Annotated in this window: 20 protein-coding genes; 8 read left to right on the forward strand and 12 right to left on the reverse strand. The window is 67.1% G+C overall.

Annotation, left to right across the window (positions count from 1 at the left end; all coding sequences use genetic code 11):
- The first annotated feature begins 272 nt into the window (after nt 1-272).
- Nucleotides 273-1298 (forward strand): aldo/keto reductase, encoded by a 1026-nt coding sequence (locus WFK98_RS25250; protein ID WP_336802233.1) that lies wholly within the window; start codon nt 273-275, stop codon nt 1296-1298.
- Nucleotides 1299-1457: 159 nt separating this feature from the next.
- Here WFK98_RS25250 and WFK98_RS25255 read toward each other — a convergent pair whose 3' ends face one another.
- From WFK98_RS25255 to WFK98_RS25280, 6 genes are all read right to left on the reverse strand, one after another.
- Nucleotides 1458-2207, reverse strand: a complete 750-nt coding sequence (locus tag WFK98_RS25255) for an SDR family NAD(P)-dependent oxidoreductase (RefSeq protein ID WP_266337044.1) — start codon at nt 2205-2207, stop codon at nt 1458-1460.
- Between the two features lie 92 nt (nt 2208-2299).
- Nucleotides 2300-3301 (reverse strand): substrate-binding domain-containing protein, encoded by a 1002-nt coding sequence (locus tag WFK98_RS25260; RefSeq protein ID WP_336802234.1) that lies wholly within the window; start codon nt 3299-3301, stop codon nt 2300-2302.
- Between the two features lie 38 nt (nt 3302-3339).
- Nucleotides 3340-4353 (reverse strand): ABC transporter permease, encoded by a 1014-nt coding sequence (locus tag WFK98_RS25265; protein WP_336802235.1) that lies wholly within the window; start codon nt 4351-4353, stop codon nt 3340-3342.
- Nucleotides 4350-5336, reverse strand: a complete 987-nt coding sequence (locus tag WFK98_RS25270; RefSeq protein WP_336802236.1) for an ABC transporter permease — start codon at nt 5334-5336, stop codon at nt 4350-4352. Before WFK98_RS25270 ends, WFK98_RS25265 begins: the two co-directional genes overlap by 4 nt.
- Nucleotides 5333-6859: a sugar ABC transporter ATP-binding protein gene (locus tag WFK98_RS25275; protein WP_336802237.1), complete on the reverse strand. Its 1527-nt coding sequence runs from the start codon at nt 6857-6859 to the stop codon at nt 5333-5335. Before WFK98_RS25275 ends, WFK98_RS25270 begins: the two co-directional genes overlap by 4 nt.
- Nucleotides 6856-7719, reverse strand: coding sequence for an amidohydrolase family protein (locus tag WFK98_RS25280; protein WP_336802238.1), 864 nt, complete (start codon nt 7717-7719; stop codon nt 6856-6858). The genes WFK98_RS25275 and WFK98_RS25280 overlap by 4 nt, the downstream gene beginning before the upstream one ends.
- 422 nt (nt 7720-8141) lie before the next feature.
- Here WFK98_RS25280 and WFK98_RS25285 point away from each other — a divergent pair, with 422 nt between their 5' ends.
- Nucleotides 8142-9101: a bifunctional helix-turn-helix transcriptional regulator/GNAT family N-acetyltransferase gene (locus WFK98_RS25285; RefSeq protein WP_336802239.1), complete on the forward strand. Its 960-nt coding sequence runs from the start codon at nt 8142-8144 to the stop codon at nt 9099-9101.
- Nucleotides 9102-9265: 164 nt separating this feature from the next.
- Here WFK98_RS25285 and WFK98_RS25290 read toward each other — a convergent pair whose 3' ends face one another.
- From WFK98_RS25290 to WFK98_RS25310, 5 genes are read right to left on the reverse strand one after another with little or no spacing between them, the layout of a single operon-like run.
- Nucleotides 9266-10219, reverse strand: coding sequence for a nucleoside hydrolase (locus WFK98_RS25290; RefSeq protein WP_336802240.1), 954 nt, complete (start codon nt 10217-10219; stop codon nt 9266-9268).
- 40 nt (nt 10220-10259) lie between these two features.
- Nucleotides 10260-11189, reverse strand: a complete 930-nt coding sequence (locus WFK98_RS25295; protein ID WP_336802241.1) for an ABC transporter permease — start codon at nt 11187-11189, stop codon at nt 10260-10262.
- On the reverse strand, nt 11186-12214 hold the full coding sequence (locus WFK98_RS25300) for an ABC transporter permease (protein ID WP_336802242.1): 1029 nt from the start codon (nt 12212-12214) through the stop codon (nt 11186-11188). The genes WFK98_RS25295 and WFK98_RS25300 overlap by 4 nt, the downstream gene beginning before the upstream one ends.
- A 49-nt stretch (nt 12215-12263) precedes the next feature.
- The gene (locus tag WFK98_RS25305) at nt 12264-13754 is read right to left on the reverse strand and encodes an ABC transporter ATP-binding protein (protein ID WP_336802243.1); all 1491 of its coding nucleotides are present in this window, start codon (nt 13752-13754) and stop codon (nt 12264-12266) included.
- Nucleotides 13755-13771: 17 nt separating this feature from the next.
- Nucleotides 13772-14785, reverse strand: a complete 1014-nt coding sequence (locus WFK98_RS25310; protein WP_336802244.1) for a BMP family ABC transporter substrate-binding protein — start codon at nt 14783-14785, stop codon at nt 13772-13774.
- Between the two features lie 183 nt (nt 14786-14968).
- On the opposite strand from WFK98_RS25310, the gene WFK98_RS25315 reads away from it, so the two are divergent.
- On the forward strand, nt 14969-15808 hold the full coding sequence (locus tag WFK98_RS25315) for an SDR family NAD(P)-dependent oxidoreductase (RefSeq protein ID WP_336802245.1): 840 nt from the start codon (nt 14969-14971) through the stop codon (nt 15806-15808).
- 213 nt (nt 15809-16021) lie between these two features.
- Here the strand turns inward: WFK98_RS25315 and WFK98_RS25320 are convergent, their stop codons facing one another.
- Nucleotides 16022-17563: an MFS transporter gene (locus tag WFK98_RS25320; protein WP_336802246.1), complete on the reverse strand. Its 1542-nt coding sequence runs from the start codon at nt 17561-17563 to the stop codon at nt 16022-16024.
- 145 nt (nt 17564-17708) lie between these two features.
- Here WFK98_RS25320 and WFK98_RS25325 point away from each other — a divergent pair, with 145 nt between their 5' ends.
- From WFK98_RS25325 to WFK98_RS25345, 5 genes are all read left to right on the forward strand, one after another.
- Nucleotides 17709-18566 carry a LysR family transcriptional regulator gene (locus tag WFK98_RS25325; RefSeq protein ID WP_336802247.1) on the forward strand — a complete coding sequence of 286 codons (858 nt, stop codon included), beginning with the start codon at nt 17709-17711 and terminating at the stop codon, nt 18564-18566.
- A gap of 314 nt (nt 18567-18880) precedes the next feature.
- Complete coding sequence (locus tag WFK98_RS25330; RefSeq protein WP_336802248.1) at nt 18881-20179, forward strand: ABC transporter substrate-binding protein; 1299 nt, start codon at nt 18881-18883, stop codon at nt 20177-20179.
- Nucleotides 20180-20309: 130 nt separating this feature from the next.
- Nucleotides 20310-21209 carry a carbohydrate ABC transporter permease gene (locus WFK98_RS25335; protein ID WP_266337365.1) on the forward strand — a complete coding sequence of 300 codons (900 nt, stop codon included), beginning with the start codon at nt 20310-20312 and terminating at the stop codon, nt 21207-21209.
- Entirely contained in the window at nt 21206-22048 is an 843-nt protein-coding gene (locus tag WFK98_RS25340) for a carbohydrate ABC transporter permease (protein ID WP_266337028.1), read from the forward strand. The genes WFK98_RS25335 and WFK98_RS25340 overlap by 4 nt, the downstream gene beginning before the upstream one ends.
- Nucleotides 22049-22100: 52 nt before the next feature.
- Entirely contained in the window at nt 22101-25124 is a 3024-nt protein-coding gene (locus tag WFK98_RS25345) for an alpha-mannosidase (RefSeq protein WP_336802249.1), read from the forward strand.
- Nucleotides 25125-25138 lie beyond the last annotated feature (14 nt).

Consider the following 25138-nt stretch of genomic DNA (forward strand, 5'->3'; position numbering starts at 1 on the left):
CAGGGGCATGGATCGGGCGACCCCATGCGCGTTTCCTCGTCCCGACAAGCTGCCATCGCCCCCAAGGACAAGCAAGGAATATCACACCGATTGATGTGAATTGATGGATATCGGATCCACGCCCCAGCGCCCGTGTTGACGTTCACACAATCCTGCCATTCTATGGGTCGACTCGCCTGCTCCGGGAGGATGACGCATGACTGCCCCAGGCCGATACGAGGCGTGAGGCGCGGTCAGGCTCGGCAGGCGGGGCCGCGAAAGGGAGAGAGACGATGGATCCATTCAAGCGCCGCCAACTCGGCCGCACCGACGTGATGCTGCCGCAGATCGGCTTCGGCGCCGCGCCGCTCGGCGAGCTGTTCACCAAGGTATCGGACGCCGATGCCGAGACGACGCTGAAATCGGCATGGGACGCGGGCGTCCGCTACTTCGACACCGCGCCCTGGTATGGCCGCGGGCAGAGCGAGCACCGCGTCGGCCGCTTCCTGTACAAGCAGGAGCGCGGCGAGCTGATCCTCTCGACCAAGGTCGGCCGTATCCTGCGCGCGCCGCTCCGGAAGCCGGACGAGTTCGATACCGGCTTCTGGTCCGGTGGCCTGCATTTCGATCACTATTTCGACTACAGCTATGATGGCGTCATGCGCGCCTATGAGGACAGCCTGCAGCGCCTCGGCATGAACCGGGTCGACACGCTGGTGATCCACGATCTCGACTGGTGGCATCGCGGCTCCGAAGCGATGGTGCAGGCCGGCTTCGCCCAGCTCGCCAATGGCGGTTTTCGGGCACTCGCCGATCTCAAGGCTGCCGGCCACATCGGCGCGATCGGCGCCGGCATCAATGAACTCGGCCTGATCCCGCGCTTCCTCGAACTGTTCGACATGGACTTCTTCCTGCTGGCGCTGCGTTACACGCTGGGCGAACAGGAGACGCTGACGGAAGAACTGCCGCTCTGCGTCGAGCGCGGCGTCGGCATCATCATCGGCGGCGTGTTCTCGTCCGGCCTCTACGCCACCGGTCCGGTGCCGGGCGCCAAGTACAATTATTTCGATCCGACGCCGGAGGTGCTGGAGAAGGCCCGCCGCATCGCCGAGGTCTGCCAGCGCCACAACGTGCCGCTACCGGCGGCGGCCCTGCAGTTCCCGCTGCACCATCCGGCCATCACCTCGGTCATTCCAGGCGCCTTCAAGCCGGAACAGGTGACGACCAATCTCGACCTGGTCCGCCTCGACATCCCGACCGATCTCTGGGCTGAACTGAAGCACGAAGGCCTGATCCGCGCCGACGCTCCGACGCCGTAGGGCGTCGCCTGACTCAGGCGGGCTCCCTCTCCCGTTCACGGGACAGGGCTGGGGTGAGGGTCTTCGCGAAGATCCGCCCCACCCCAACGAAGCCAGAAGAAGCAAGCCCCTCACCCTTCCCTCTCCCGCTCGCGGGAGAGGGAAAGCCGGAGCGTCGCCTCAGTAGGTCGCGCGGCCGCCGGAGAGATCGAAGGTGGCGCCGGTGGTGAAGGAGTTTTCCTCCGACGCCAGGAAGCAGATCATCGAGGCGGCTTCCGAAAGCTCCAGCATTCTCCCGCGTGGAATCTTCGCCAGGATATAGGCGATGTGTTCGGGCGACTGGCCCATTGCGCCGGCCGTCTTCGCAATCGCGGGCGTCACGGCATTGACCGAAATGTCCTTGCCCGCCAATTCCTTGCCGAGTGATTTCGTCAGCGCCAGCACCGCCGCCTTGGTGGCGGAATAGGCGACCGCATTGGGATTGCCCTCCTTGCCGGCGATCGAGCTTAGATTGACGATGCGGCCATAGTTCCGCTCGATCATGTGCGGCACCACCGACCGGCAGCAATGGAAGGTGCCGGTCAGGCCGACATGCACGACGTCGATGAAGGCCTCAGGCGGATATTCCCAGGTCGGCATGTTGGGGCCGACGATCGCGGCATTGTTGATCAGGATGTCGATCCGGCCCTGCGCCGCGATCGTCGCCCGCGTCGCGCTTTCGACCGAGGCGAGATCGCCGATGTCGACGACGCGGCCTTCCGCGACATCCGCGCCGAGTTCGGCGACGGTCTTTTCGAGCAGCGCGGCATCGCGGTCCCAGATCGAGACCTTGCCGCCGCCGGCGAGGATGCGCTCGGCGACCTCACGGCCGATGCCCTGGCCGCCGCCGGTGACGACGGCGACGCGATTGTCGAAATCATAACGGTTCATGATGGTCTCCGAAGGTCCGCGCACGGGGATCGGCAAGAAAATGCCCGCGACGGCTTGAGGCGCGTCGCGGGCACGAGGGATCGGCCGAAGGATCAGAAGTTGAAGTCGGCGATGTTGCTCTTGTCGAAGGTGGTCAGGTCGGCCTGCGTCTTGATCACGCTGTCCTTCTCGACGGTCACCTTGCCGAGGCCCGGCACTTCGAACACCGTGCCTGCCTCGTTCTTGATCGAGCCGTTCTTGACGCCGACGGCGAAGTTGGCGGCGAGCAGGCCCTGGTTGTAGGGGCTCCAGAGCTGGAACGCCTCGACCGTGCCGTTTTCGATGAAGCGGCGCATCTGGTTCGGCGTGCCGAGACCGACGACCTTGACCTTGTCGGCCTTCTTGGCCGTCTCGACGACCTGGGCGGCGGCCGCGACGCCGACCGTGGTGGGCGAGATGATGCCCTTCAGGTTCGGGTAGTTGGCGAGCAGCGCCTCGGTCTCGGTGGTCGACTTCTGCGGATCGTCATCGCCGTAAGCGATCGTGACCAGCTTCATCTTGGCGTATTTCGGATCCTTCTCGAGGGTTTCCTTCATCGCAGCGATCCAGACGTTCTGGTCCGGTGCGTCGGTGGTGGCCGAGAGAATGGCGATCTCGCCCTCATAGCCGATCTGCTTGCCGAGCAGTTCGACCTGCGACGGGCCGGTCTTGGTAAAATCGACCGGCAGGATGGCGGCGTCGCGGTGCGCCTCGTTGCCCGGCATGTCGGAATTGACCGACAGGATGATCGTGCCCTTGCCGCGGGCGCGGTCGAACACCTGGTTCAGCGCATCGGGGCTGTTGGGCGAGATCGCGACGACGTTGACGCCGCGCTGGATCTGCGCGGTGACGAACGGGATCTGCGAGGTGGCCTCGGCCGAGGCCGGGGCGACGGTGGTGAAGTCGCAGCCGAGCGTCTTGCAGCCGTCCTCGAAGCCCTTGATGATCGAATCGAAGTACGGATTGCCCGTGTTCTTCGGGATGTAGACGATCGAGACCGGGTCGGCGGCCTGGGCCGCGCCGGACAGAAGCGTCGCACCGAGCGCGACGGCGAGCATCAGGTTTCTTCTCAGCATCTTCAGTTCCTCCCTGTTAGTGCTGTGTCAACTTCCCGTTAGCGCTGGCTACGGGCATAGATCGCGTTGGTCGCGATGATCGAGACGATGAGCAGCAGGCCCATGACGGTGAGCTGCGCATTGATGGCGATGTTGGCGACGGTCATGCCGGTGGCGATGATGACCAGCAGCCAGGCGGCGAGGAACGTTCCGAGGATCGAGCCTCTGCCGCCGAAGATGTAGGTGCCGCCGAGCATGACGATCAGCACCATGGTCAGCTCGCCGCCGGTGGCGAGGTCGTAACGGACCGAGCCGAGGCGCGAGGCGACCATCAGGCCGGCGATCGAGCTCGTGAGCCCCGAGGCGATGAACAGGCCCATCTTGATCCGGCGGACGCGGATGCCGGCATGGATGGCGGCGATCTCGCTGGTGCCGATCTGGTAGATCTGGCGGCCATAGATGGTGATGCCGAGGAAGAGGCCGAGCAGGATCGAGGCGGCGATGAAGATCAGGACCGGCACCGGCACGATGCCGACCATGCGGTAATCGATGCCGACGAACCATGACGGGAAGCCGCTGATCGACTTGTCGCCGGCCAAGACCTGCGCCAACCCCCGATAGAGAATCAACGTGCCGATGGTGACGATGATCGAGGGCAGCCGCAGCACGGTGACGAAGAAGCCGTTGAAGAGGCCCATCACCAGGCCGGACAGCAGGCTGACGCCGATCGCGACCGGGATCGGCGCGCCCGCCTTGAAGGCGGTGCCGAACAGGCAGGCGGACAGCGCCATCTGGGCGGCCGGCGAAAGGTCGATCTCGCCGGAGATGATGACGATGGTCAGCACCAGCGCCACGATGGCGAACTCGATGTAATAGGTCGAGCTTTCCAGGATGAAGCCGAGATCGGCGAAGAAGGGCGACAGCCGGGTCGCCACGATGGCGGCGATGACGAGCAGCAGCAGCGTCACCACTTCCGGCCGGATCAGCCAGACCTGCCAGCGCGGCCGGGCCGCGGCCGCCTCGCGAACGATGACGCGCCCAGGGGCGGCGGAAGTCTTGTCGACGGAAGTCATGCGCCACCTCGGGCAAGCAGGCCGCGCAGCCCGCCCTGGCGGACGGTGCGGTCGATGACGAGGGCGATCAGGATGATGCCTCCATAGATGGCGTTCTGCCAGAAGCCGGAGACGCCGAGAATCGGCAGCGCCACCTGGGCGGAGCCGAGCAGCAGCACGCCGAGCACGGTGCCGAGCACCGATCCGACGCCGCCATTGATCGAGACGCCGCCGATGACCACCGCTGCGATGACGGTGAACTCGAAGCCGACGCCGGTGATGCCGGGATTCACATAGCCGAAGCGCGCCGCATAGATCAGGCCGGCGAGGCCGGCGAGCGCGCCCGAGAGCGTGAAGACGAGGATCGTCACCGGCATGACGCGGATGCCGCGCAGGGGGGCTGCCACCGGATTGGAGCCGATTGCGTAGATCTGGCGGCCGATCTGGCTGTAGGTCAGGAACAGCCAGGTGGCGAAGGCGACGCCGAAGGCGATGATGACGATCCACGGAATGTCGATCGGCGAGGTCTGCGCCATGCGGATCAGCGGCTCGGGAATGTCGTTCGGGTCGATCTGCTTCGAGCCGGACAGGATGAACAGCAGGCCGCGATAGAGGCTGAGCGTGCCGAGCGTGACGATGATCGACGGCAGGCGGAACACCGTCACGACGAGGCCGTTGACGAAACCGAGCGCCGCGCCCGACAACACGCCGACGGCAAAGCCGACGAACAGCGGCAGCTCCGGGCGATCGCGAAAAATCATGCCGGCGGCGATGGCGGAGAAGCCGAGGATCGAGCCGATCGAGAGATCGACGTGGCGGGCGACGAGAACCATCATCTGGCCCATCGCCGCGACTAGGATCAGCGGCACGGCGAGCAGGACGATGCGCAGCGTCTCGACCGAGAAGAAGCGCGGCTGGATCAGGCTGACGACAGCCACGAACAGCACGAGCATGACGAGGATGCCGGCCTCGCGGGCACGGAACAGGTGGGCAATTGCGTTCATGCCGCCGCTCCCGAAACCGTGTGGCGGCCGGAACGCGGCACGGCCGCGTGCATGATTGTCTCCTGGCTCGCCTCGGCGCGCGGGATATCGGCGGTCAGCTTGCCTTCGGACATGACGAGGATGCGATCGGACAAGGCGAGCAACTCGGGAAGTTCGGAGGAAATCAGCAGGATGGCGCGGCCGCCGGCGGCGAGCGCGCCGATCATGTCGTAGAACTCGGCCTTGACGCCGATGTCGATGCCGCGCGTCGGCTCGTCGAGAATGAGGATATCCGGCTCTGCCAGCAGCCAGCGGGCGAGGATCGCCTTCTGCTGGTTGCCGCCCGAAAGCTCGCCGATCGGCTGGCGCACGGAAGCAAGCCGGATCGAGAGCTTGTCGACCGACTGCTTCGCCAGCGCTTTCTCGACCGCGCGGCGGATGATGCCCCTGGGCGCGATCCGCTTCGGCACAGCGGCGGTGATGTTGGTCTCGACCGGCAGCGAGCGGAAGATGCCGGCGATGGCGCGGTCTTCCGAGACCAGCGCGATGCCGAGGCCGATCGCGTCGGTCGGCTCCTTGATCGAAACCGGCTTGCCGTCGATCTCGATGACGCCCGAGGTCGCCGGCGCCACGCCGAAGACCGCGCGCGCCACGTCGGTTCGGCCGGCGCCGACCAGTCCGCCAAGGCCGACGATCTCGCCCTTGCGGATGTCAAAGGAGATGTTCTCGAACCGACCCGGCAGCGTCAGGTTGCGCACCGAGAGCGCCACCTCGCCGACATGGCTGGTACCGCGATGCAGGTAATCCGCCACGGGGCGGCCGATCATGCGGCGGATGATGTCAGCATCGCTGAGGCTCGCCGTCGTCGCCGTCTCGATCTTGTCGCCATCGCGGAAGATGGTGACGCGGTCGCAGATGGCGCGCACCTCTTCGAGGCGATGCGAGATGAAGATGATCGTGCGGCCCTCTTCGCGCAGCCGGCGGACGATCGTGAACAGCGTCTCGACCTCCTTTGGCGTCAGCGCCGCAGTCGGCTCGTCCATGATGATCAGCCGGCTGTCGGAAGCGAGCGCGCGGGCGATCTCGACCATCTGCTGGTCCGCGATCGACAAGCCGCGCATCGGCACGGTGACGTCGATCGGCACGTTCAGGAGGCCCATCAGCCGGCGGGCTTCCTTCGCCAGCTCGGCCCAGCGGACGCGGCCGAGCGGCTTGGCCCCGACCTGGCCGATGACGAGGTTTTCCGCGACCGACAGATCCGGGAACGAGATCGGCTCCTGGTGGATCAGCGTGATGCCGAGGCGCTGGGCGCCGATCGGCGAGCCGATCTCGACCGGCTTGCCGCCGAGCTCGATCGTGCCGCGCGTCGGCCGGTGCACGCCGGCCAGGATCTTGGCGAAGGTCGACTTGCCGGCGCCGTTCTCGCCGAGCAGGGCATGCACTTCGCCCGGCATCAGGTCGAGATCGACGTTGCGCAGCACCTCGACGCCGCCGAAGGACTTGGAAATGCCGCGCGCGGAAACGAGCGGCGCAGCATTCGTCATCGAGCCGTCTCCAGGCGATAGAAGCGGACGGCATTGTCGCGCCAGAACTTCTGACGCTCGACGTCGGTAGCGGAAGCGAGCACATCGTCGAGGATGGCGACCCAGCGACGATACTCGATCGCCTGCACGGCGACCGGCCAGTCGCCGCCGAACATCACGCGGTCGAAGCCGAAGGCGTCGATGGCGACCTGGACGTAGCGCTTCAGCTCGTCCCCGGTCCAGTTGGCGTGGTCCGCCTCGGTGGCGACGCCGGAGATCTTGCAGCTGACATGCGGGAGCTTCGCCAGTTCGCGCATCTGGCTCGCCCACGGCTCCATCACCCCGTCCTTGATCGCCGGCTTGCCGATGTGATCGAGGATCATCGGCACTTCCGGGATCTCAGCCGCTAATTTCAGCACGTTCGCCATGTGCCGGTGATCGACGCAGATGTCGAAGGAGAGGCCGAAATCGGCGAGCGTGCGCACGCCCTCGATGAAATCCGGCCGCACGCAGAAATCGAGATCGGGCTCGAACTGGATGATGCGGCGGATGCCGCGCAGGATGTCGTGCCGCGCCAGACGCTCGACATCGGCCGCGGCGGCGCGGCCCTTCTCCAGCGGCGCCCAAGCCACCATGCCTTTTATACGCGGATCGATTTTGGCGAGACCGGCGACCCACTCGGCCTCCCGCTCGTACTGGGCGGTATCGACCTCGCACTGCAGGAACACCATGGCCTCGACATCGAGCCCTTCGGTCGCTGCCGCATAGCGGTCGAGCCCATAAGCCTGATCGAGCACGGGATTGCCGTCAAGCCAGGCATAGCGCAGCTTCTTCGGATCCCAGAGATGGAGATGCGTATCGACAATCGGACCGCGCGGCATCAGATGCCTCTCGCCCGAATGGCCACGACAATAGCTCCGCCGTCCTTGCGCACGCGCTTCCCCTCCCCGTCCAACGGCATTCCTCAATGCCGCAAAGGCGCCTCCACCCAGCGCCCTTTCCTCATGTAAACGTCAACATGCCATGCCGCGCACGTCAAGCGACATTCGTCATACACAACAGGGATTTCAAACTCCCCTGTTTGCGCGGATATCCAACAAACCGTTCATACGCCTCCGCTTCCGCCTAAAAATGCGCCTTGGCGAAAACGGAGCAGGACTTCGGCGATAAATGGAAACGTTGCTCATCGTGAATCGCAAGCCGCGCCGACAGCCGATACAGGCCCATCCCGGCGAACGAGCCGCTGGACAGGAACTGGGCATATAGTTGTATAATGCAACTATAATCACAACGGGGTTCCCGCGTGTCCACTGCCGTCCTGGTCGATGAAATCCGTTCCGCCTCGCGCCGCATCGTCCGCGAGCTCGGCTTCATGGATCCGACGCTCGCCGGAACCGCCTATTCGGCGTCCGCCGTGCATGCGTTGCTGGAAATCGAGCGCCGGGGTTCGATGACCGCCGCCCAGCTCGTGCAGGTGCTGCGGCTGGAAAAATCCAGCATCAGCCGGATGGTCGGCAAGCTCGTCGGCGCCGGCGAACTGATGGAGGCGGCCGGCGCCGGGGATGGCCGCATCAAGCCGCTGGTCCTGACCGCGAAGGGTACGCAAACCGTTGCCGGGATCCATGCCTTCGCCCGCGATCAGGTCATGGCCGCCCTCGGGCAGCTGAACCCGGCCGAGCATCAGGCCGTGGCGCAGGGGCTCTCCGCCTATGCACGCGGGCTGGCCGCCCGGCATCCGGACGTCGGGGAACCCGCCGATGCGCCCATCGAGATCGTCACCGGCTACCGGCCGGGATGGATCGGCCGCGTGGCCGAGATGCATGCCGCGCATTACTCGCGGCATTGGAGCTTCGGACAGTTCTTCGAAAGCACGGTCGCGGCGGGCGCCGCCGAATTCGCCGGCCGGCTCGGCAATCCGCGCAACCAGGCCTGGGCGGCGCTGCGCCATGGCCGCATCATCGGCTCGATCGCCATCGACGGCGAGGACCTCGGCGACAACCAGGCGCATCTGCGCTGGTTCATCCTCGACGAGGGCTGCCGTGGCGGCGGTGTCGGTCGCCGCCTGCTCGGCGAGGCCGTCGCCTTCTGCGACAAGGCCGGCTTTGCCGCCACGCAGCTCTGGACGCTGAAAGGCCTGGACGCGGCCCGCCGGCTCTACGAGGCGCATGGCTTCGAACTCGCGAAGGAAGAGCGCGGCACGCAATGGGGCGTCGAAGCCACCGAGCAGCAGTTTTCGCGGCGGAGGCCGAGTTCGGAGGCGTAGGGCTGACCGCCCCTCACCTCTCCCATGGGGAGAGGTCGGCTCGAAGAGCCGGGTGAGGGGTTGAGGCCTTTCCGGATGGGGCTGAACCCCTCACCCGCCGGCCTGCGGCCGTCGACCTCTCCCCATGGGAGAGGTGACAGCAGTCGTTCAGGGCAACGGCCCCCTCAGCGGCCCTTCATCAGCGCCATGAAATCGGCCTCGAAGCGGGCGCGGTCGACGGTCATGGCGACATTGGCGTTGTGGAACGGGATCGCGGTGCGGCGACGGTCGGCGACCGTCGAGCCGCGCGTCAGCTCGCCGTTCAGCTCGATGTCGACATACATGCGCTCCAGCCCGACCAGCGTCGGATCCTCGGCGACGGCGACCGCCAGCGGATCGTGCAGGCCGCAGCCCTGGATGCCCGGATACATCGTCTTGTAGGCGTCGACATAGAAGGACGTGATCTTCATCAGCGTCTGCGCCGCGTGATCGCCCTCTCGGCTGATCTCGTTCATCATCTCGGTCGAGAGCAGCGTCGTCATGGTGACGTCCATGCCGACCAGCGTCACATTCGCGCCGGCCTGCAGCACGATGTGCGCGGCTTCCGGGTCATTGGCGAAATTGGCGTCGACCATCGGCGCGATCGGGCCATGGATGCCCGGATGCAGCACCGTCGACCCCATGACGACGATCTGCTTCACCAGCTTGGCGATCTCGGGCGCCTTGGTGATGGCGAGCGCGACATTGGTGATCGGGCCGACCGGGCAGAGCGTGATCTCGCCGGGATTCTCCTTGATCATGCGGATCATCAGGTCGGCGGCGTGCTCGTCGGTCGCCTTGATCTTCGGCGCCGGCAGTTCGACATCGCCGAGCGCGTTGGAGCCGTGGATGTGATCGGCCATGCGCTTGTAGGGGCGGATCAGCGAGCGGCCGACGCCCTGCGCCACCGGGATCTCGGGACGGTCGAGCAGCTCCAGGATCTTCAGCGTGTTCTCGGTCGCGATCACCGTGTCGGTGTTGCCGAAGGTGGTGGTCAGCGCCTCGAGCCTGATGCCCGGGCGGCGGACCGCGTAGAAGATCGCCATGGCGTCGTCGACGCCGGTGTCGACATCGAGGATCATGCGGCAGGTTTCGGTCATGGCGAAGTTCCTTGAAAGCTTGGAAGGGGCACGCGAGGGATCAGGCGTGCGCGGTGATCGTCTCGGCGGCGCGGCGCTTCAGCCGCTTGCGGTGACTGAGCGCCAGCGCCAGCAGCGTCACGACATAGGGCACGACGTCGGTCAGCTGGTTGGGCAGGCCCTGGCTCTGCAGGCGAACGGAGAGCGCGTCGGCGACGCCGAACAGCACGCAGGCGAGCGCTGCCCAGAGCGGATGATTGCGGCCGAGCATGACGGCGACGACGGCGATCCAGCCACGGCCGGCGCTCATGTCCTCGGAGAAGATGCTGACCGTGCCGAGCGAGAGCTGGGCGCCGCCGAGGCCGGTCAAACCGCCGGCGAAGAGGACGGTAGCCACGCGGTAGCGCGTGACGTCGATGCCCATGGTGCCGGCGGCGCTCGCATCCTCGCCGACGCCGCGCAGGCGCAGGCCGAGCGGCGTGCGGAACATCATGATCGTCACGGCGGCGGTCAGGATCCAGGCGAGCCAGGTGATCGCCGTCTGGCGCGAGAAGATCCAGCCGATCCAGGGGATGGTGTTGATCGCGTCGATGCGGATCTTGGTCAGGCCGACGATGCCGGGATCGGAGAAGGTGCCGGATACGCCGAACATCTGCCGCAGAAGATAGGCGGTGAGGCCCGAGGCGAGCAGGTTCATGCCGATGCAGATGACGACGCTATCGCCTTTGAACACCGTCGCGCCATAAGCGAGGATCAGCGAGAACAGCACGGTGAAGACAATGGCGAACAGCACGCCGCCGAGCGCGCTGCCGGTGGCGTAGGAGCCGACGACGGCGGCAAACGCGCCGACCAGAAGCTGGCCCTCCATCGCCATGTTGAAGACGCCGACGCGGCCGCAGAGCGTGCCCGCGAGCGCCGCCAGCAGGATCGGCGTGATCGACTGGACCGCCGAATTGACCAGCGACGGGGTAATGAAGCTCATCAGGCTCATGACGACTTCCTGCCGACGCCGTGGCGGATCGCCAGGAACAGGATGATGACGGACTGCAGGATCATGGTCAGAACGCGCGGGATCGCCGTCTCGCGCTGCATGGCGAAGCCGCCCGTCTGCAGGCCCGCGAAAAACAGGCCAGCGCAGATCGCGCCGAGCGGCGCGCCACCGGCCAAGAGGGCTGCCATCAGGCCGGACCAGGTGTAGCCCGGCGTCAGCAGCGCGCCATCCTGGTAGCGATAGAGCGAGCCGAGCACGAGGATGGCGCCGACGAGGCCGGCGATGGCGCCGCTCGCAAACATCACGCGCACCTGCTGCGATGCGAGGCGGACGCCGCCATAGCCGGCGAACTTGGCATTCAGCCCGCGCATGCGCAGTTCGTAGCCGCCCACCGTGCGGCGGTCATAGAAGACGACGGCGATGGCGACGATCGCCATCAGGACCAGGCCGATATTGAGCGGGCCGGAGATGACGGGAAGCCGCGCCGCATCCGGGATCATCCGGGTCTGGGCGAGGCCGGTCGCCATGTCGCGCAGCGGGAAGCCGACGAGATAGGAGGCGATGCCGATCGCCGGATAGGAGAGCAGCAAGGTCGAGATCAGCATCGGAATGCCGAAGCGCGTCTCGCCCCAGGCGGCGAGCGAGGCGTAAAGGCCGGACGCGATCATGGCGCAGAGGATGCTGGCTGCGATCAGCAGCGGCCCGGGCAACGGCAGGTAGAGCGCGGCCAGCGCCGCCACGAGCCCGCCGATCACCAGTTGGCCGTCGCCGCCGAGATTGACCATGCCGCCGCGCAGCGGCAGCGCCGCCACCAGCGTCATGCCGACCAGCGGCACCGCCCAGTTCAGCGTGTTCGGCCAGTTCGACGGTGCCAGGGCACCGATGACGATCTCGCGATAGGCGGCGATTGGGTCGCCGCCCGAGGCCAGCACCAGCAGGCCGCCGATCAGAATGCCGATGCCGATCGCCAGCGGCACGGCCGGGATGCGGGGGAAGCGGATGTCCCGCAGGCTGCGCTCGCTCATGCGGCCTCCGATCCGTCGGTCGGCCTGGCTTCGCCGACGCGGCCGGCCATCAGCAAGCCGAGCGTTTCCTCGTCGGCCTGGTCCGCGGCAATTCGGCCAGGATGCGGCCGTCGAACATCACCAGCACGCGGTCGGAGAGCGCCAGGATCTCGGTCAGCTCGGCCGAGACCAGAAGCACGGCGCTGCCGCGATCGCGCTCGGCGACCAGCTGGCCATGAATGAACTCGATGGCGCCGACATCGACGCCGCGCGTCGGCTGCTCGGCGATCAGCAGGGGGGCTGCATGCGAAAGCTCGCGCGCGACCACCACCTTCTGCAGATTGCCGCCCGACAGCGTGCCGACGGCGAGCTGCTCCGAGCCGATCTTGACGCCGAAGCGCTCGATCAGCCTTTTCGCATGGGCGGTGACGGCGCCGGCGTCGAGCAGGCGGCCATTCGAAAGCGGCGGCTTCGCCTGAAAACCCATGGCGAGATTGTCGGCGGCGGAGGCGGCGAGCGCGGTGCCGGTCGTGGCGCGATCTTCCGGGATATAGGCGAGGCCGGCGTCGCGGTGGCGCTCGACATCGGCGCGGGTGACGTCGGCGCCGTTGATGGCGACGCTGCCGCCATCGGGGATGCGCAGGCCGGTCAGCGCCTCGATCAGCTCGGTCTGGCCATTGCCGGCGACGCCGGCGATGCCGACGATCTCGCCGGCGCGGATCGCGAGATCGACATGATCGACCACCGGCTTGCCGCCATCGGTGGCGACGGTCAGGCCGCGCGCCGCGAGCACGACGGCGCCCGGCGTGGCGGGACGCTTCTCGACCGTCAGGTTGACGGCGCGGCCGGTCATGGCGCGGATGATCTCGCGGGCCGAGGTTTCCGACGTCACCATGCGGTCGACCACCTTACCGTCGCGCAGCACAGTGACGCGGTCGGTGATCGCCATCACCTCGTGCAGCTTGTGGGTGACGAACAGGATGGTGCGGTCGTCAGCGGTCAGGTTGCGGATGATGTCGAACAGACCATCGCGCTCCTGCGGCGTCAGCACGGCGGTCGGCTCGTCGAGGATCAGCACGCGGGCGTCGCGATAAAGCGCCTTCAGGATCTCGACGCGCTGGCGCACGCCGACCGAGAGCTGGCCGACGACGGCGTTCGGATCGACCCGCAGGCGGTAGCGTTCGGCGAGGATCGCCACCCGCTTCGCCGCCTCGCGCCGGTCGATGAAGCCGAAGCGGGTCGGCTCCATGCCATAGACGACGTTTTCCCAGACGGTCAGCGAATTGAACAGCTTGAACGCCTGGTGGACCATGCCCATGCCGGCGCCGATCGCGTCCAGCGCCGAGCGGTAGTGCATCTCCGCGCCGCGCAGGAGGATCTGGCCGGAGTCGGGCGCCTGCATGCCGTAGAGGATCGACATCAGCGTCGACTTGCCGGCGCCGTTCTCGCCCATCACGGCGTGGACCTCTCCGCGCAGGACGGAGAGGTCGATATGATCATTGGCGACGAGAGGCCCGTAGCGCTTGACGATGCTTCTGGCTTCGAGCTCGATCGTCGACATACCGAAGTGTAACCGCCTTACTTGGCGAGCTGCATCGGATCGGCGACCTTCACCGTTCCGGCAACGACCTCGTCGCGCAGCGCCTTCACCTTGGCGACGACATCCGGCAGCTTGGCGATCAGGCAGCCCGAAGCGTCGAGGCCCGGCTCCAGGCTGGTCAGCGTCATGCCGCCTTCGGCGAGGCCGTAGGTGGCGAAGGCCGGCTGGTCGCCCTTGAACAGGCCGGCGACGCCCTTCTCGATGACCGTGTCGGTGCGCTTCTGGACGTTGTCCATGATCAGGCCGGGCGCCTGCGGGCACTGGTTGGTGTCGACGCCGAAGGCCGCCGCGCCCGGCAGGTCTTCCATAGCCTTGAAGATGCCGCCATTCGAGCCGGCGCCGGCCGCCATGACGCGATCGACATTGTCGGAGACCATGACGCTGGCGCGCTGCTGGCCGCGGGCAGGATCCGAGAACGGATTGTTGCCACCGATCCAGAGCGACGGGGCGATCTCGATCTCCGGCTTCACATGCTTGGCGCCCTCGTTGAAGGGGTCGGTGTAGCGATGGATGAAGGGGATATCGAGCGCGCCGATGGCGCCGACCTTGCCGGTCTCGCTGGTGAGCGCCGCCTCGGCGCCGGCGAGGAAGACCGCCTCATATTCGCGGAAGACCGAGCAGTGGATGTTGGCGACCGGCGTCTGCGGGCAGCTGTCGACGAGCAGGAACTTGGTGTCCGGATAGGCCTTCGCCACTTCCGGCAGCACGTCGTTGAACTCGAAGCCGACGGCGACGATCACCTTGGCGCCTTCCCTGGCGGCGGCGTCGAGGTTCTGGCGGATGGTGGTCGGGTCGGTGCTCTCATAAACCTTGGCGGTGGCGCCATTGGCCTCGGCGGCCTTCTCGGTGCCGGCCTTGGCGAGCTTCAGAAAGTCGTTGACGCCGACCGGATTGGGCGAGACGAAGACGACGAGCGGCTTCGCGTCCTGCGCGTTGGCCGCCGACACTGCCATCAGCGCAGCCGCGCCAGCCAAAAGACCCCGAAGCCTCATCTCGCATCTCCTCAATGTGGAATGGCGGGAAGATATCGACTCGTTCCAGACGCCACAACTGCGATTGACCACCCCGGGATCCTGCCTATTCTCCGCGCAGGTGATAGCCTAGCTGTCCCAGTGACTTGCCCCGTCCCAGCCCTGTGCATGGGCGGCCGCCCCTTGCCGACGATTGGATTGCCGATGTCGAAATACGTGACCCGCCGCCCCGACAAGGCGCTTCCGCTGCGCAAGAGCCGGGTGTTCCCCGTGCATGCCGGCAAGGGCTTCATCGTCACCGGCGGCTCGGGCGGCATCGGCCGCGCCATCGCCGAGCTGCTGATCGCGCAGGAAGCGCGCGTCGTCATCGCCGACCTCCGCCAGGACAATGTCGACACAACCGTCGAGGCGTTGGGCGGGGCGGCCGGCGGCTGCTTCGGCATCGCGATGGACGTCGCCTCCGAAGCCTCGGTCGCGGACGGCGTCGCCAAGGCGATCGACCTGCTCGGACGCGTCGACGGCCTCGTCAACTGCGCAGCGATCGTGCTGCATTCAGACCCGCTCGCCATCTCGCGCTCAGACTGGCAGAGGCAGTTCGAGATCAACCTGTTCGGCGCCTATGACATTTCGCGGCTCGTCGCGGCCCACATGATCGAGCACGACATCCAGGGCGCGATCGTCTCGATCGCCTCGGAGGCGGGCAAGAAGGGCCATGTCGAATCGCTCGCCTACAGCGCCTCGAAGGCCGGCGTCATCTCGATGACCCGCATGCTGTCGGAAGCGCTCGCGCCCTATGACATCAACGTCAACTGCGTCTGCCCCGGCGGCGTGGCGACGCCGATGCTGAAGGAAGTCTCGGAAGCCTATTCGGAATTCACCGCCGAGCCGGCGCCGGCGATCTTCGACAAGATGCTGTCGGCGCAGCTGGTGCGCCATCTGCAGCCGGTCGAGGTGGCGCGCGTCACCTCGTTCCTGCTGGGCGACGACGCCATTCTCGTGCGCGGCCAGGCCGTCAACGCCGACGCCGGCGAGACGCCCTACTGAGGCGGGTTCGAAACAAGGCCGGTTCGCCACCTCGCCGCCATCCCAGCTGAGGCGACGCAAGCAAGCCCCTCACCCAACCCTCTCCCGCAAGCGGGCGAGGGCTTTTGGGCTGCGATCTTCATCAGCTGCGCGGCATGACGGGCAGGCGCAAGCGAGCCCCCTCTCCCGCGTACGGGAGAGGGCTGGGGTGAGGGCCTTTTCCACGCGAACCCCTCAGGGCCTAGCCGGCCCCGTCGCGCAGGACGGCGCCTCGTCCGCCCTGCCGCGCCCGAAGACAAGATAGCTCGCGAGCGCCAGCAGCCAGACGGCGATGCCGCCATAGAGCAGGATCCAGCCGAAGCCGTCGGTCAGCGCCTGATGCACGACCGCTGCGGACACGCCGCTTTCGGGCGGGATCGCCGTTCCCGCCGCGACCTCCTGCGCCAACCGGCGAAGCGCCGCCGGATCAATGCCCGCCGGCAACGCCGCCTTGAGCGAGGCGCGGACGCCCTCGACCAGCAAAAAGCCCATCAGCGCGATGTTGATGGCGAGCGAGATCATCCGCGCGCTCATGTCGATGCCCGAGGCCATGCCGGCCCGGTTGGCGGCGACCGATCCGGTCGTCGTGTTGGTGACGGGCGTGTTGGTGAAGCCGAGGCCGATGCCGGCCAGCACGCAGCCGGGCAGCATGGTGAGCCAGCTCGCCGCCTCGGCGCCGCTACCCCACTTCATCGCCAGGAAGCCGGCGCCGATCAGGAAGAGGCCGGCGGGGATGACGAGGCCGGCGCGATAGCGCAACGACAGCTGTTCGGCCAAGGGCGGCACGACGAGGGTCGGCAGCGTGTAGGCGAGCAGCGCCGTGCCGGCGGCGACGCTGTCATAGCCGAGGCCGGCCTGGAACCAGATCGGCAGGTAGATCATGAACGGCCAGAAGCTGACATTCATCGCAGCCGAGCCGATCACCGCGCCGGAGAACGGGCGGATGCGGAACACCGAGAAATCGAACATCGGCCGCGGGCTGCGCCTCTCGGCGACGAGAAAGCCGAGGAAGCTCGCGATCGCCACGGCGAGGATCGCCAGCGCCGACGGGCTGGCAAAGCCGAGATCGGGGCCCTGCGTGATGAAGAAGGCGAGCGCGAACACGGCGACCGACAGCGTCAGGATGCCCGCGAGATCGAGATGCGTCGCCTCGGGATCGCGCGATTCCTCGACACCGGCAAGCGCCAGCCCGAGCGTGACGAGGCCGAGCGCGACATGGACGAGGAACACCCATTCCCAGCTCCAGACCGCGACGATGGCGCCGCCGACGATCGGCCCGAAGCCGAGGCCGATGCCGAAGACGATGCCCCACCAGCCGAACGCCATGCCGCGCGCCCGGCCGTCGCGAAACTGGTGCGACAGCACCGCCACCTGGCAGATCAGCATGACGCCGCCGCTCAAGCCCTGGACGAAGCGGGCGACGATCAGCACCGAGACGCTTGTCGTCAGGCCGCAGATCAGCGAGGCGAGGCTGAAGGCGGCGATGCCGATCAGGAAGATGCGCTTGCGGCCATAGCGGTCGGCGAGCGTGCCCGTCGCCATCAGCACCGTCGTCACCGCGATGGTGTAGGCGTTCATGATCCACTGCAGCTCGATGAAATCGGCATGCATCACCTGCTCCAGCGTCGGCAGGATCGCCGGCACGCTTGAGATCTCCAGCCCGAACATCAGCGAGGACAGGCAGACGGCGGCGAGCGCGACGAGGCTGCGCCGCGACGGGGACGGATCTTGGATCATGGTTCCGGCTTTCGACAGGGCGCAACGGCTGCGGCGGGAGGGCCGGGTCGCGACGCGGGGATTCGGGCCGGACCTTAGCGGGCGCTTGACGATTACAGAACCGGATGGATAACTATTTCAGAGACAACAAAGCCGGATGCCTGCCATGACCATCCTCGATGTCGAGTCGGTTCAGGCCTTCGTCGCCATCGCCGACTTCCAGAGTTTTACCCGCGCAGCGGAGGCGCTGGGGACGACGCAGGGGGCGATCAGCGTCAAGCTGAAGCGGCTCGAGGACCGGATCGGCCAGCGCCTGATCGAGCGGACGCCGCGCTCGGTGCGCCTTTCCGCCCAGGGCGCGCTGTTTCTCGACGGCGCCCGTGACTTCCTGGCCGCGCATGAGCGCGCCGTCGCCGGCCTCACCGATTGCCGCCGCCGCTTCACGCTCGGCATCGCCGCGCATGTCGCCGGCCCGGAAGTGCCGACGCTGCTGGCGCGGCTCAACGCGCATGATCCCGGCCTGACCATCGAGGTCAGGCTCGACAATTCGCGCACCCTGCTCGACGCCTTCGACCGCGGCGAGCTCGACGCCGCCATCATCCGCCGCGAGGACGACCGCCGCGACGGCGAGGTGCTCGGGCCGGAGCATTTCGGCTGGTTCGCCGTGCCGCAGTTCGAACACCGGCAGGGCGAGCCGGTGCGGCTCGCGGCGCTGGCCCCCTCCTGCGGCGTGCGCGACATCGCCACCCGCGCCCTCGACGCCCGGAGTATTCCTTGGACCGAGGTGTTTCTCGGCGGCAGTTCATCGATGGTGACGGCTGCGGTTTCGGCCGGGCTCGCCATCGGCGCGTTCTCCTGCCGGCTGGCGCCGGCCGGGACCGTCGAGATCGGCCAGCGTTTCGGCCTGCCGGATCTGCCACCTTCCGAAATCGTACTGCATTCGACGCTGACCGACGCCAAGTCGCGCGGGGCGCTGCGCACGCTCGCCGCCGCGTTCCGCGAGCATCGCGTCACGGCGGGCTGAGCCCGACCACCGGGAAATATTCTTCCCGATGCACGCTGGCGCGCTATCGCCCGATGCGGTCGCCGATGGCGCACGCGCGTGCGCTCGATCTGAAAACACGAATCAACACAGCAGCTTGACCATAACTCACCGGCAGTTATGCACGCTCATCCCACCCTGCCCCGAAGGCGTAGCCGCGCATCGCGAGCCCTCTTGTCGGCATAAAATCGATGTGATTTAATTCGTCTTGGCCGCCCGCATGAGAAGCGGACCGAGAGAAAAGAGACGGCGCGAACAGCCGTCCGTTCGAGGAAACACCCACGGGAGATTTCAAGATGCGCCTGCGCCTTTGCACCGCGTTGCTGGCATCCGCCGCCGCGTTCGTCGCCGTCTCTGCCCATGCCGACAATCTCGTCACCAAGGACCGCGTCGGCCCCGCCGATGCGCCCAAGTCCTTCACGCTGCGCCTGACCAATGACGGCCCGACCAGCACCGATCCGGTCTGGGCCGAGGGCTACCAGAAGCTGTTCGGCGACTTCATCCAGCGCCACCCGGGCTGGCGCATCGACCTCGAGCGCATGTCCGACAATATCGGCCAGGAACAGGCCCGCATGCTCGAGCAGGCGAAGTCCGGCAACGGCCCCGACTGCGCCGCCGTCGACAGCTTCGTTCTCGCCCTGTTCAAGGGCGCCAACGTGCTGAAGCCGCTCGACGAATACTTCACCAAGGAAGAAGTCGCCGACCTGTTCCCGTTCATCCGCGAAGGCATCACCGGCCCGGACGGCAAGATCTACGCCTGGTGGTGGAACACCGACCTGCGCGTGCTCTACCGGAACAAGGAGATCGTTCCCGACGCGCCGAAGGACTGGGCCGAGCTCAAGGCCGCCGCCATCGCCTCGAAGGAAAAGGGCGGCGAAGGCGTGCTGTTCAATGGCGGCCGCTGGGAAGGCACCACCTTCGACTGGCTCGCCAATTTCTGGGCCCAGGGCGGCAAGCTCGTCGACGACAAGGGCAAGCCGATCTTCGCCGAGGGCGAGAACCGCGAGAAGTTCCTGAAGGCCGTCAACTACTTCAAGGACCTGGTCGATTCCGGCGCGGCGCCGAAGCGTGTCGCCACCATCGTCAACTATGACGAGTTCAACGCGGCGGCTGCGGCCGGCACGGCGGCGCTCTTCATCGGCGGCAACTGGCAGTACGGTCAGCTCAAGAACACGCTGGAGCCGGAAGAGTTCGCCAAGTGGACCTTCTCGGAGATCCCCGGCCCGACCGCCGACCAGCGCTCGACCGGCACCGGCGGCTGGACCTTCGGCGCCTTCTCCAACGATCCGGAAAAGGTCGCCATGTGCGCGGCCGTGATCAAGGAGATCTATGCGGGCCCCGGCAACGCGCTGCAGCAGCAGCTGCCGACCGCCGCCGCCCTTTACGGCAAGTACGACGTCTTCAAGACCGAGGCGAACGAGACCTTCGCCAAGGCGCTCGTCAACGGACAGGCCCGTCCGGGCGTGCCGATCTACCCGGAGATCTCGAACCAGATCCAGATCATGATGGGTGACGTCCTCTCCGGCACCAAGACGCCGGAAGCGGCTCTCGACGCCGCCAATACCGCAGTCCAGGCCGCCTACGCCCGCCTCTGACCGGTACTTGGCAACGGGCCCTGCCCCTCCCTCAGGGCAGGGCCCTTTCCCCCCGCGTTCTCGGGGGAGTTCAGGGAGCAACCACATGCCGACGACAACGGCGGGCGCCTTGGGCGCCGCGCAACGCCCCATGGCCGGCCCCGGCCTCTGGCGCCGCCTCGAAGCCAACCCCTTCACCTGGCTCGTGCCCGTCGCGGTGATGCTGGGCGTCTTCTACCTCTACCCGATCCTCGACGTGTTCCGCCTGGCGCTCACCAATGCCAGCCTCGTCGGCGGCGACGAGCGCTACACGCTGACGACGCTCGCCGCGATGCTCGGGAACCCGTCGCTCTTCGACATTCTCAAGACCACCTTCGTCTTCACCTTCGCCAGCGTCATCGGCCAGCAGGTGCTCGGCCTCGCCATCGCGCTCATCGTCATGCGCGGCGAGCGCCGCAAGCTCAGGGGCATGGTGGCGCTCCGGACCATCGTGCTGATCGCCTGGGTCATCCCCGGCATCGCCAACGGCCTGATCTGGCAGATGCTGTTCAGCGAGGCGCCGTTCGGCGCCATCAACAGCGTGCTGCGGATGATGCACATCTCGCCGGTCGCCTGGCTCTCGGATCCGAACATCGCCATGCTGTCGGCCGTCATCTCGAATGTCTGGCGCGGCACCGCCTTCTCGATGATCGTGTTCTACGCGGCGCTGAAGGCGATCGATCCGACGCTCTACGAGGCCGCCAGCGTCGACGGCGCCAGCAGCAGCCAGAAGCTGCGCTTCATCACGCTGCCGCAGCTGCGCGCCGCCATCCTGGTCAATTCGATCCTCGTGACGATCCAGACCCTCAACACCTTCGACGCGATCATCTCGCTTACCGGCGGCGGCCCCGGCCGCGCCACCGAGGTGCTGTCGCTGTTCACCTTCAACACGGTGTTCCGCAACTACGACCTCGCCGGCGGCAGCGTGCTGTCCGTGCTGATGCTGGTGATCAGCCTTGTCCTGGCGCTCGTCTACGCGTCGTTCCTGCCACGCCGGGAGGCCTCCGAATGACCGCCGAAGCTCGCGAGAAATGGGGCGACGCCCTGACCTATCTGTCGGCGATCCTGATCGCCGCCTTCTTCCTGACGCCGCTCGCCTGGCTGCTGTCGCTGTCGCTCCGGACGCGGCAGGAAGTCTTCCTCGGCGCCAGCCGCTTCATCCCGAAGCGGCCGACGCTCGACAATTTCGCCCAGATCCTCTCCGACCCGACCTTCCTGCTCTATCTCTGGAACGGGCTGAAGCTGTCGGCGCTGGGCGGGCTCGGCTGCCTGCTGGTTGCGGCGCCGGCGGCCTATGCGTTCTCGCGCTTCTGGTTTTCCGGCAAGTCGGCGCTGATGATGGTCATCCTCGCCTTCCAGATGATCTCGCCGCTGGTGATCCTCGTGCCGCTCTACCGCTACATGAGCGCGCTCGGCCTCATCAACAGCCACTTCGGCGTCACCATGGTCTACATCGCCGTCAGCGTGCCGATGTGCACCTGGCTGGTGAAGAGCGCGATCGACAACATCCCGAAATCGCTCGAGGAAGCCGCGGCAATAGATGGCTGCAGCCGCTTCGGCACCTTCTGGCGCATCACGCTGCCGCTCGCCGCCCCCGGCCTCGCCTCCGCCTTCATCCTGATCGTGATCCTGAACTGGTCGCAGTTCCTGATCCCGTTCCTGCTTCTGAACAAGGACGCGCAGCTGCCGATCTCGGTCGCGATCTTCAACTTCTCCGGCACCTCCAACGCCTCGACCACCCAGGTGCTCGCCGCCGCGTGTCTCGTCGCCGTCGTGCCGGCGATCGTCGCCTTCCTCCTTCTGCAGCGCATGATCGTCGGCGCGCTCACCGCCGGCGCCGTCAAAGGCTGACCCCGATCCGACCGATTTCCCCCATATCCCTATCTGAGACGGAGAATTCCCCATGTCCCTGACCCTCCAGCAGCGGCTCGCCCGCATCGACGTGCGCGTCGAGGAACTGGGGTTCTGGCGCGAGCGCGAGACTGTGGCGGTCGATGGCTGGCAGTTCAACGGCGCGCCGATCGCGATGGGCGGCTTCTGGCCCAAGAAGGACGGCACCGTCACCTTCGACGCCGCCGCCGCGATACCCGACCACTGGTCGCTCGAGGATACGCGCCTGCTGATCGATGTCGGCGGCGAGAGCCTGATCACGCTGACGCCCGAGGGTGACGGCGCCGAAAAGCGCTTCGGCCTCGACCCGTTCCACCAGGAATTCCCCGTCCCCGGCCGCCGCTTCAGGATCCATGTCGACGCCGTCGCCCGCCTGCCCTTCGGCGAGCCGGTGCGCGAGCCGCGCCTGACGCGGGCGCATCTCGCCTGGATCGACCAGCCGGTGCACGAGCTCGCCTTGCTGCTGCGCCAGGTGTCGGAGGCCTCGCACTCCCTCGGCGACCATGAGGTGGTGCCGCACCTGATCACCGCCGCCGAGCAGACCTTCGCGGCGCTCGACTGGCCGTCGGCGACGCAGGACTATGTCGCCCGCACGGCGCCGCAGCACGGCCAGCAGAAGATCTGGCAGCTGCCGCCGCTCAAGGCCAATCCGGAAGGCCTGCGCCAGGATCACCGCGCCAGCGTCCAGCGCGCGCTGAACGACCTGCGCGACAGGCTGAAGGGCCTGAAGGCGCGCTATCCGCAGCAGGGCAATCTCGGCATCACCGGCCATGCCCATATCGATCTCGCCTGGCTCTGGCCCTATGACGAGACCCGCCGCAAGGCGCGCCGCACCTTCAACACGGCGCTGCGCCTGATGGAGCGCTTCCCCGACTTCGTCTTCAACCAGTCGACCGCCGCCTATTACGCGCAGATCGAGGAAGACGACCCCGCCCTCTTCAAGGAGATCCAGGCCGCGGTGAAGAGCGGCCAGTGGGAAACCATCGGCGGCATGTGGGTCGAGCCCGACACCAACATGCCGACCGGTGAGAGCTTCGTGCGCCAGATCCTCTACGGCCAGCGCTATTTCGAGGAGAAGTTCGGCGTCCGCCACCGCGTCTGCTGGCTGCCGGACTGCTTCGGCTTCTCGCCGGCGCTGCCGCAGCTGCTGCAGCAGGGCGGCATGGACTCCTTCTTCACCATCAAGGTGAACTGGTCGGAGACCAACAAATTCCCGCATGACCTGTTCCAATGGGAAGGCCTCGACGGCAGCCGCGTGCTCGCCCACACCTTCGACAACCCGGTGCGCGGCTATAACGGCTCGACCGAGCCGGAGGCGATCCTCGGCACCTGGGGCAATTTCCGCGGCAAGGCCATCCATGACGAGAGCCTGCTCGCGGTCGGCTATGGCGATGGCGGCGGCGGCGTGACGCCGGAGATGCTGGAGCGGCAGGCCCAGCTCGCCGACTTCCCGGCCGTGCCCTCGCTGAAGCCGGTCCGCGTCGAGGACGTGTTCGCCCGCATGCACGCGGTCCCCGCTTCCGAAGTGCCGGTCTGGCAGGGCGAGATCTACCTCGAGCTGCACCGCGCCACGCTGACGACGCAGAGCCACACCAAGCGCCTGCACCGCCATGCAGAGCGCGCGCTGATCACCGCCGAGACGGTGGCCTCGCTCGCCAACCTGCTGGGCGGCGCCCGGCCGGAAAGCCTGGAAAACGCCTGGCGCAAGGTGCTCAAGAACGAGTTCCACGACATCCTGCCCGGCTCCGGCATCCGCGAGATCTACGAGGATGCCGAGCGCGAACTCGGCGAGGCGCTCGCGACCGGCCTTGCCGCTCAGAAGGATGGCCTCGCCGCGCTGGTCGGCCGGCTGCCGAAGGGCGACGCCCGGAACGCGCTCGTCGTCGTCAATCCCGACCTGCATGGCCGCCCGGTCCGCGTCGAGGTCGACGGCAAGCCGATCGCGCTCGACGCGACCGTGCCGGCGCTGGGCATCAGCGTCATCGGCGACGAGAACCTGGCGCCGACCGCCGGCCTCAGCGTCTCGAAGCAGAAGCTGGAAAACAGCCTGATCCGCGTCACGCTCAACCCGGACGGCACGCTCGCCAGCCTCTATGACAAGCGCAACGGGCGCGAGGCGCTGGCGGGACGCGGCAACCAGCTCTGGGTCTATCCGATGGACAAGCCCCGCAACTGGGATGCCTGGGACCTCGAGGACGATTACGCCGCCCACGGCCTGGAACTGACCTCCTTCGAGAGCTTCGAGGTGGTCGAGGACACGCCGCACCGCGCCGCGATCCGGATTGTGCGGAAGTTCCGCGACTCGACGATCACCCAGACGCTGCAGCTCTGGGCCAACGCGCCGCGCCTCGACATCAAGACCGATCTCGACTGGCACGACCGCCGCGTCCTGCTGCGCACCCAGACCCCGGTCGACGTGCGTTCCGACTTCGCCACCTTCGAATGCGCCTTCGGCGTCGTCCGCCGCTCCACCCACAACAACACGTCGTGGGACGAGGCCCGCTTCGAGGTGCCGGCGCATCGCTTCGCGGACCTGTCGGAGCCGGGGTTCGGCGTGGCGCTGCTCAACAACGGCAAGTATGGCCACAGCATCAAGGGCAACCTGCTCGGCCTCAGCCTGCTGCGCGCGCCGATCTACCCCGATCCGCTGGCGGACGAAGGCGAGCAGAGCTTCGTCTATTCGCTGATGCCGCATGCCGGATCCTGGAACGAGGGCGGCGTGCGCGAGGAAGCGCTCGACCTGAACCAGCCGCTGCTGGCGACCCGCGCGTCGAACGTCGCGACCGGCACGCAGGCGCCGATCGCCGTCTCCGGCATCGCCGCCGGCCTCGGCGGCCTCAAGGCGAGCGAAGACGGCAACGCGCTGGTGCTGCGCGTCTACGAGCCGGCCGGCGGTCGCGGCCGCTTCGAGATCGTGCCGAAGGACGGCTGGCTGCTCTCCGGCCCGGTCAACATCCTCGAAGAGGCCGTCGATCGCGCCGCCGGACCGGACCTGAAGCCGTTCGAGGTCCGCAGCTGGCTTCTCAAGCAGAGGTAGGCCACGGCCATCCT

The sequence above is a fragment of the Kaistia sp. MMO-174 genome (genome assembly GCF_037147815.1).
GTDB lineage: Bacteria > Pseudomonadota > Alphaproteobacteria > Rhizobiales > Kaistiaceae > Kaistia > Kaistia nematophila.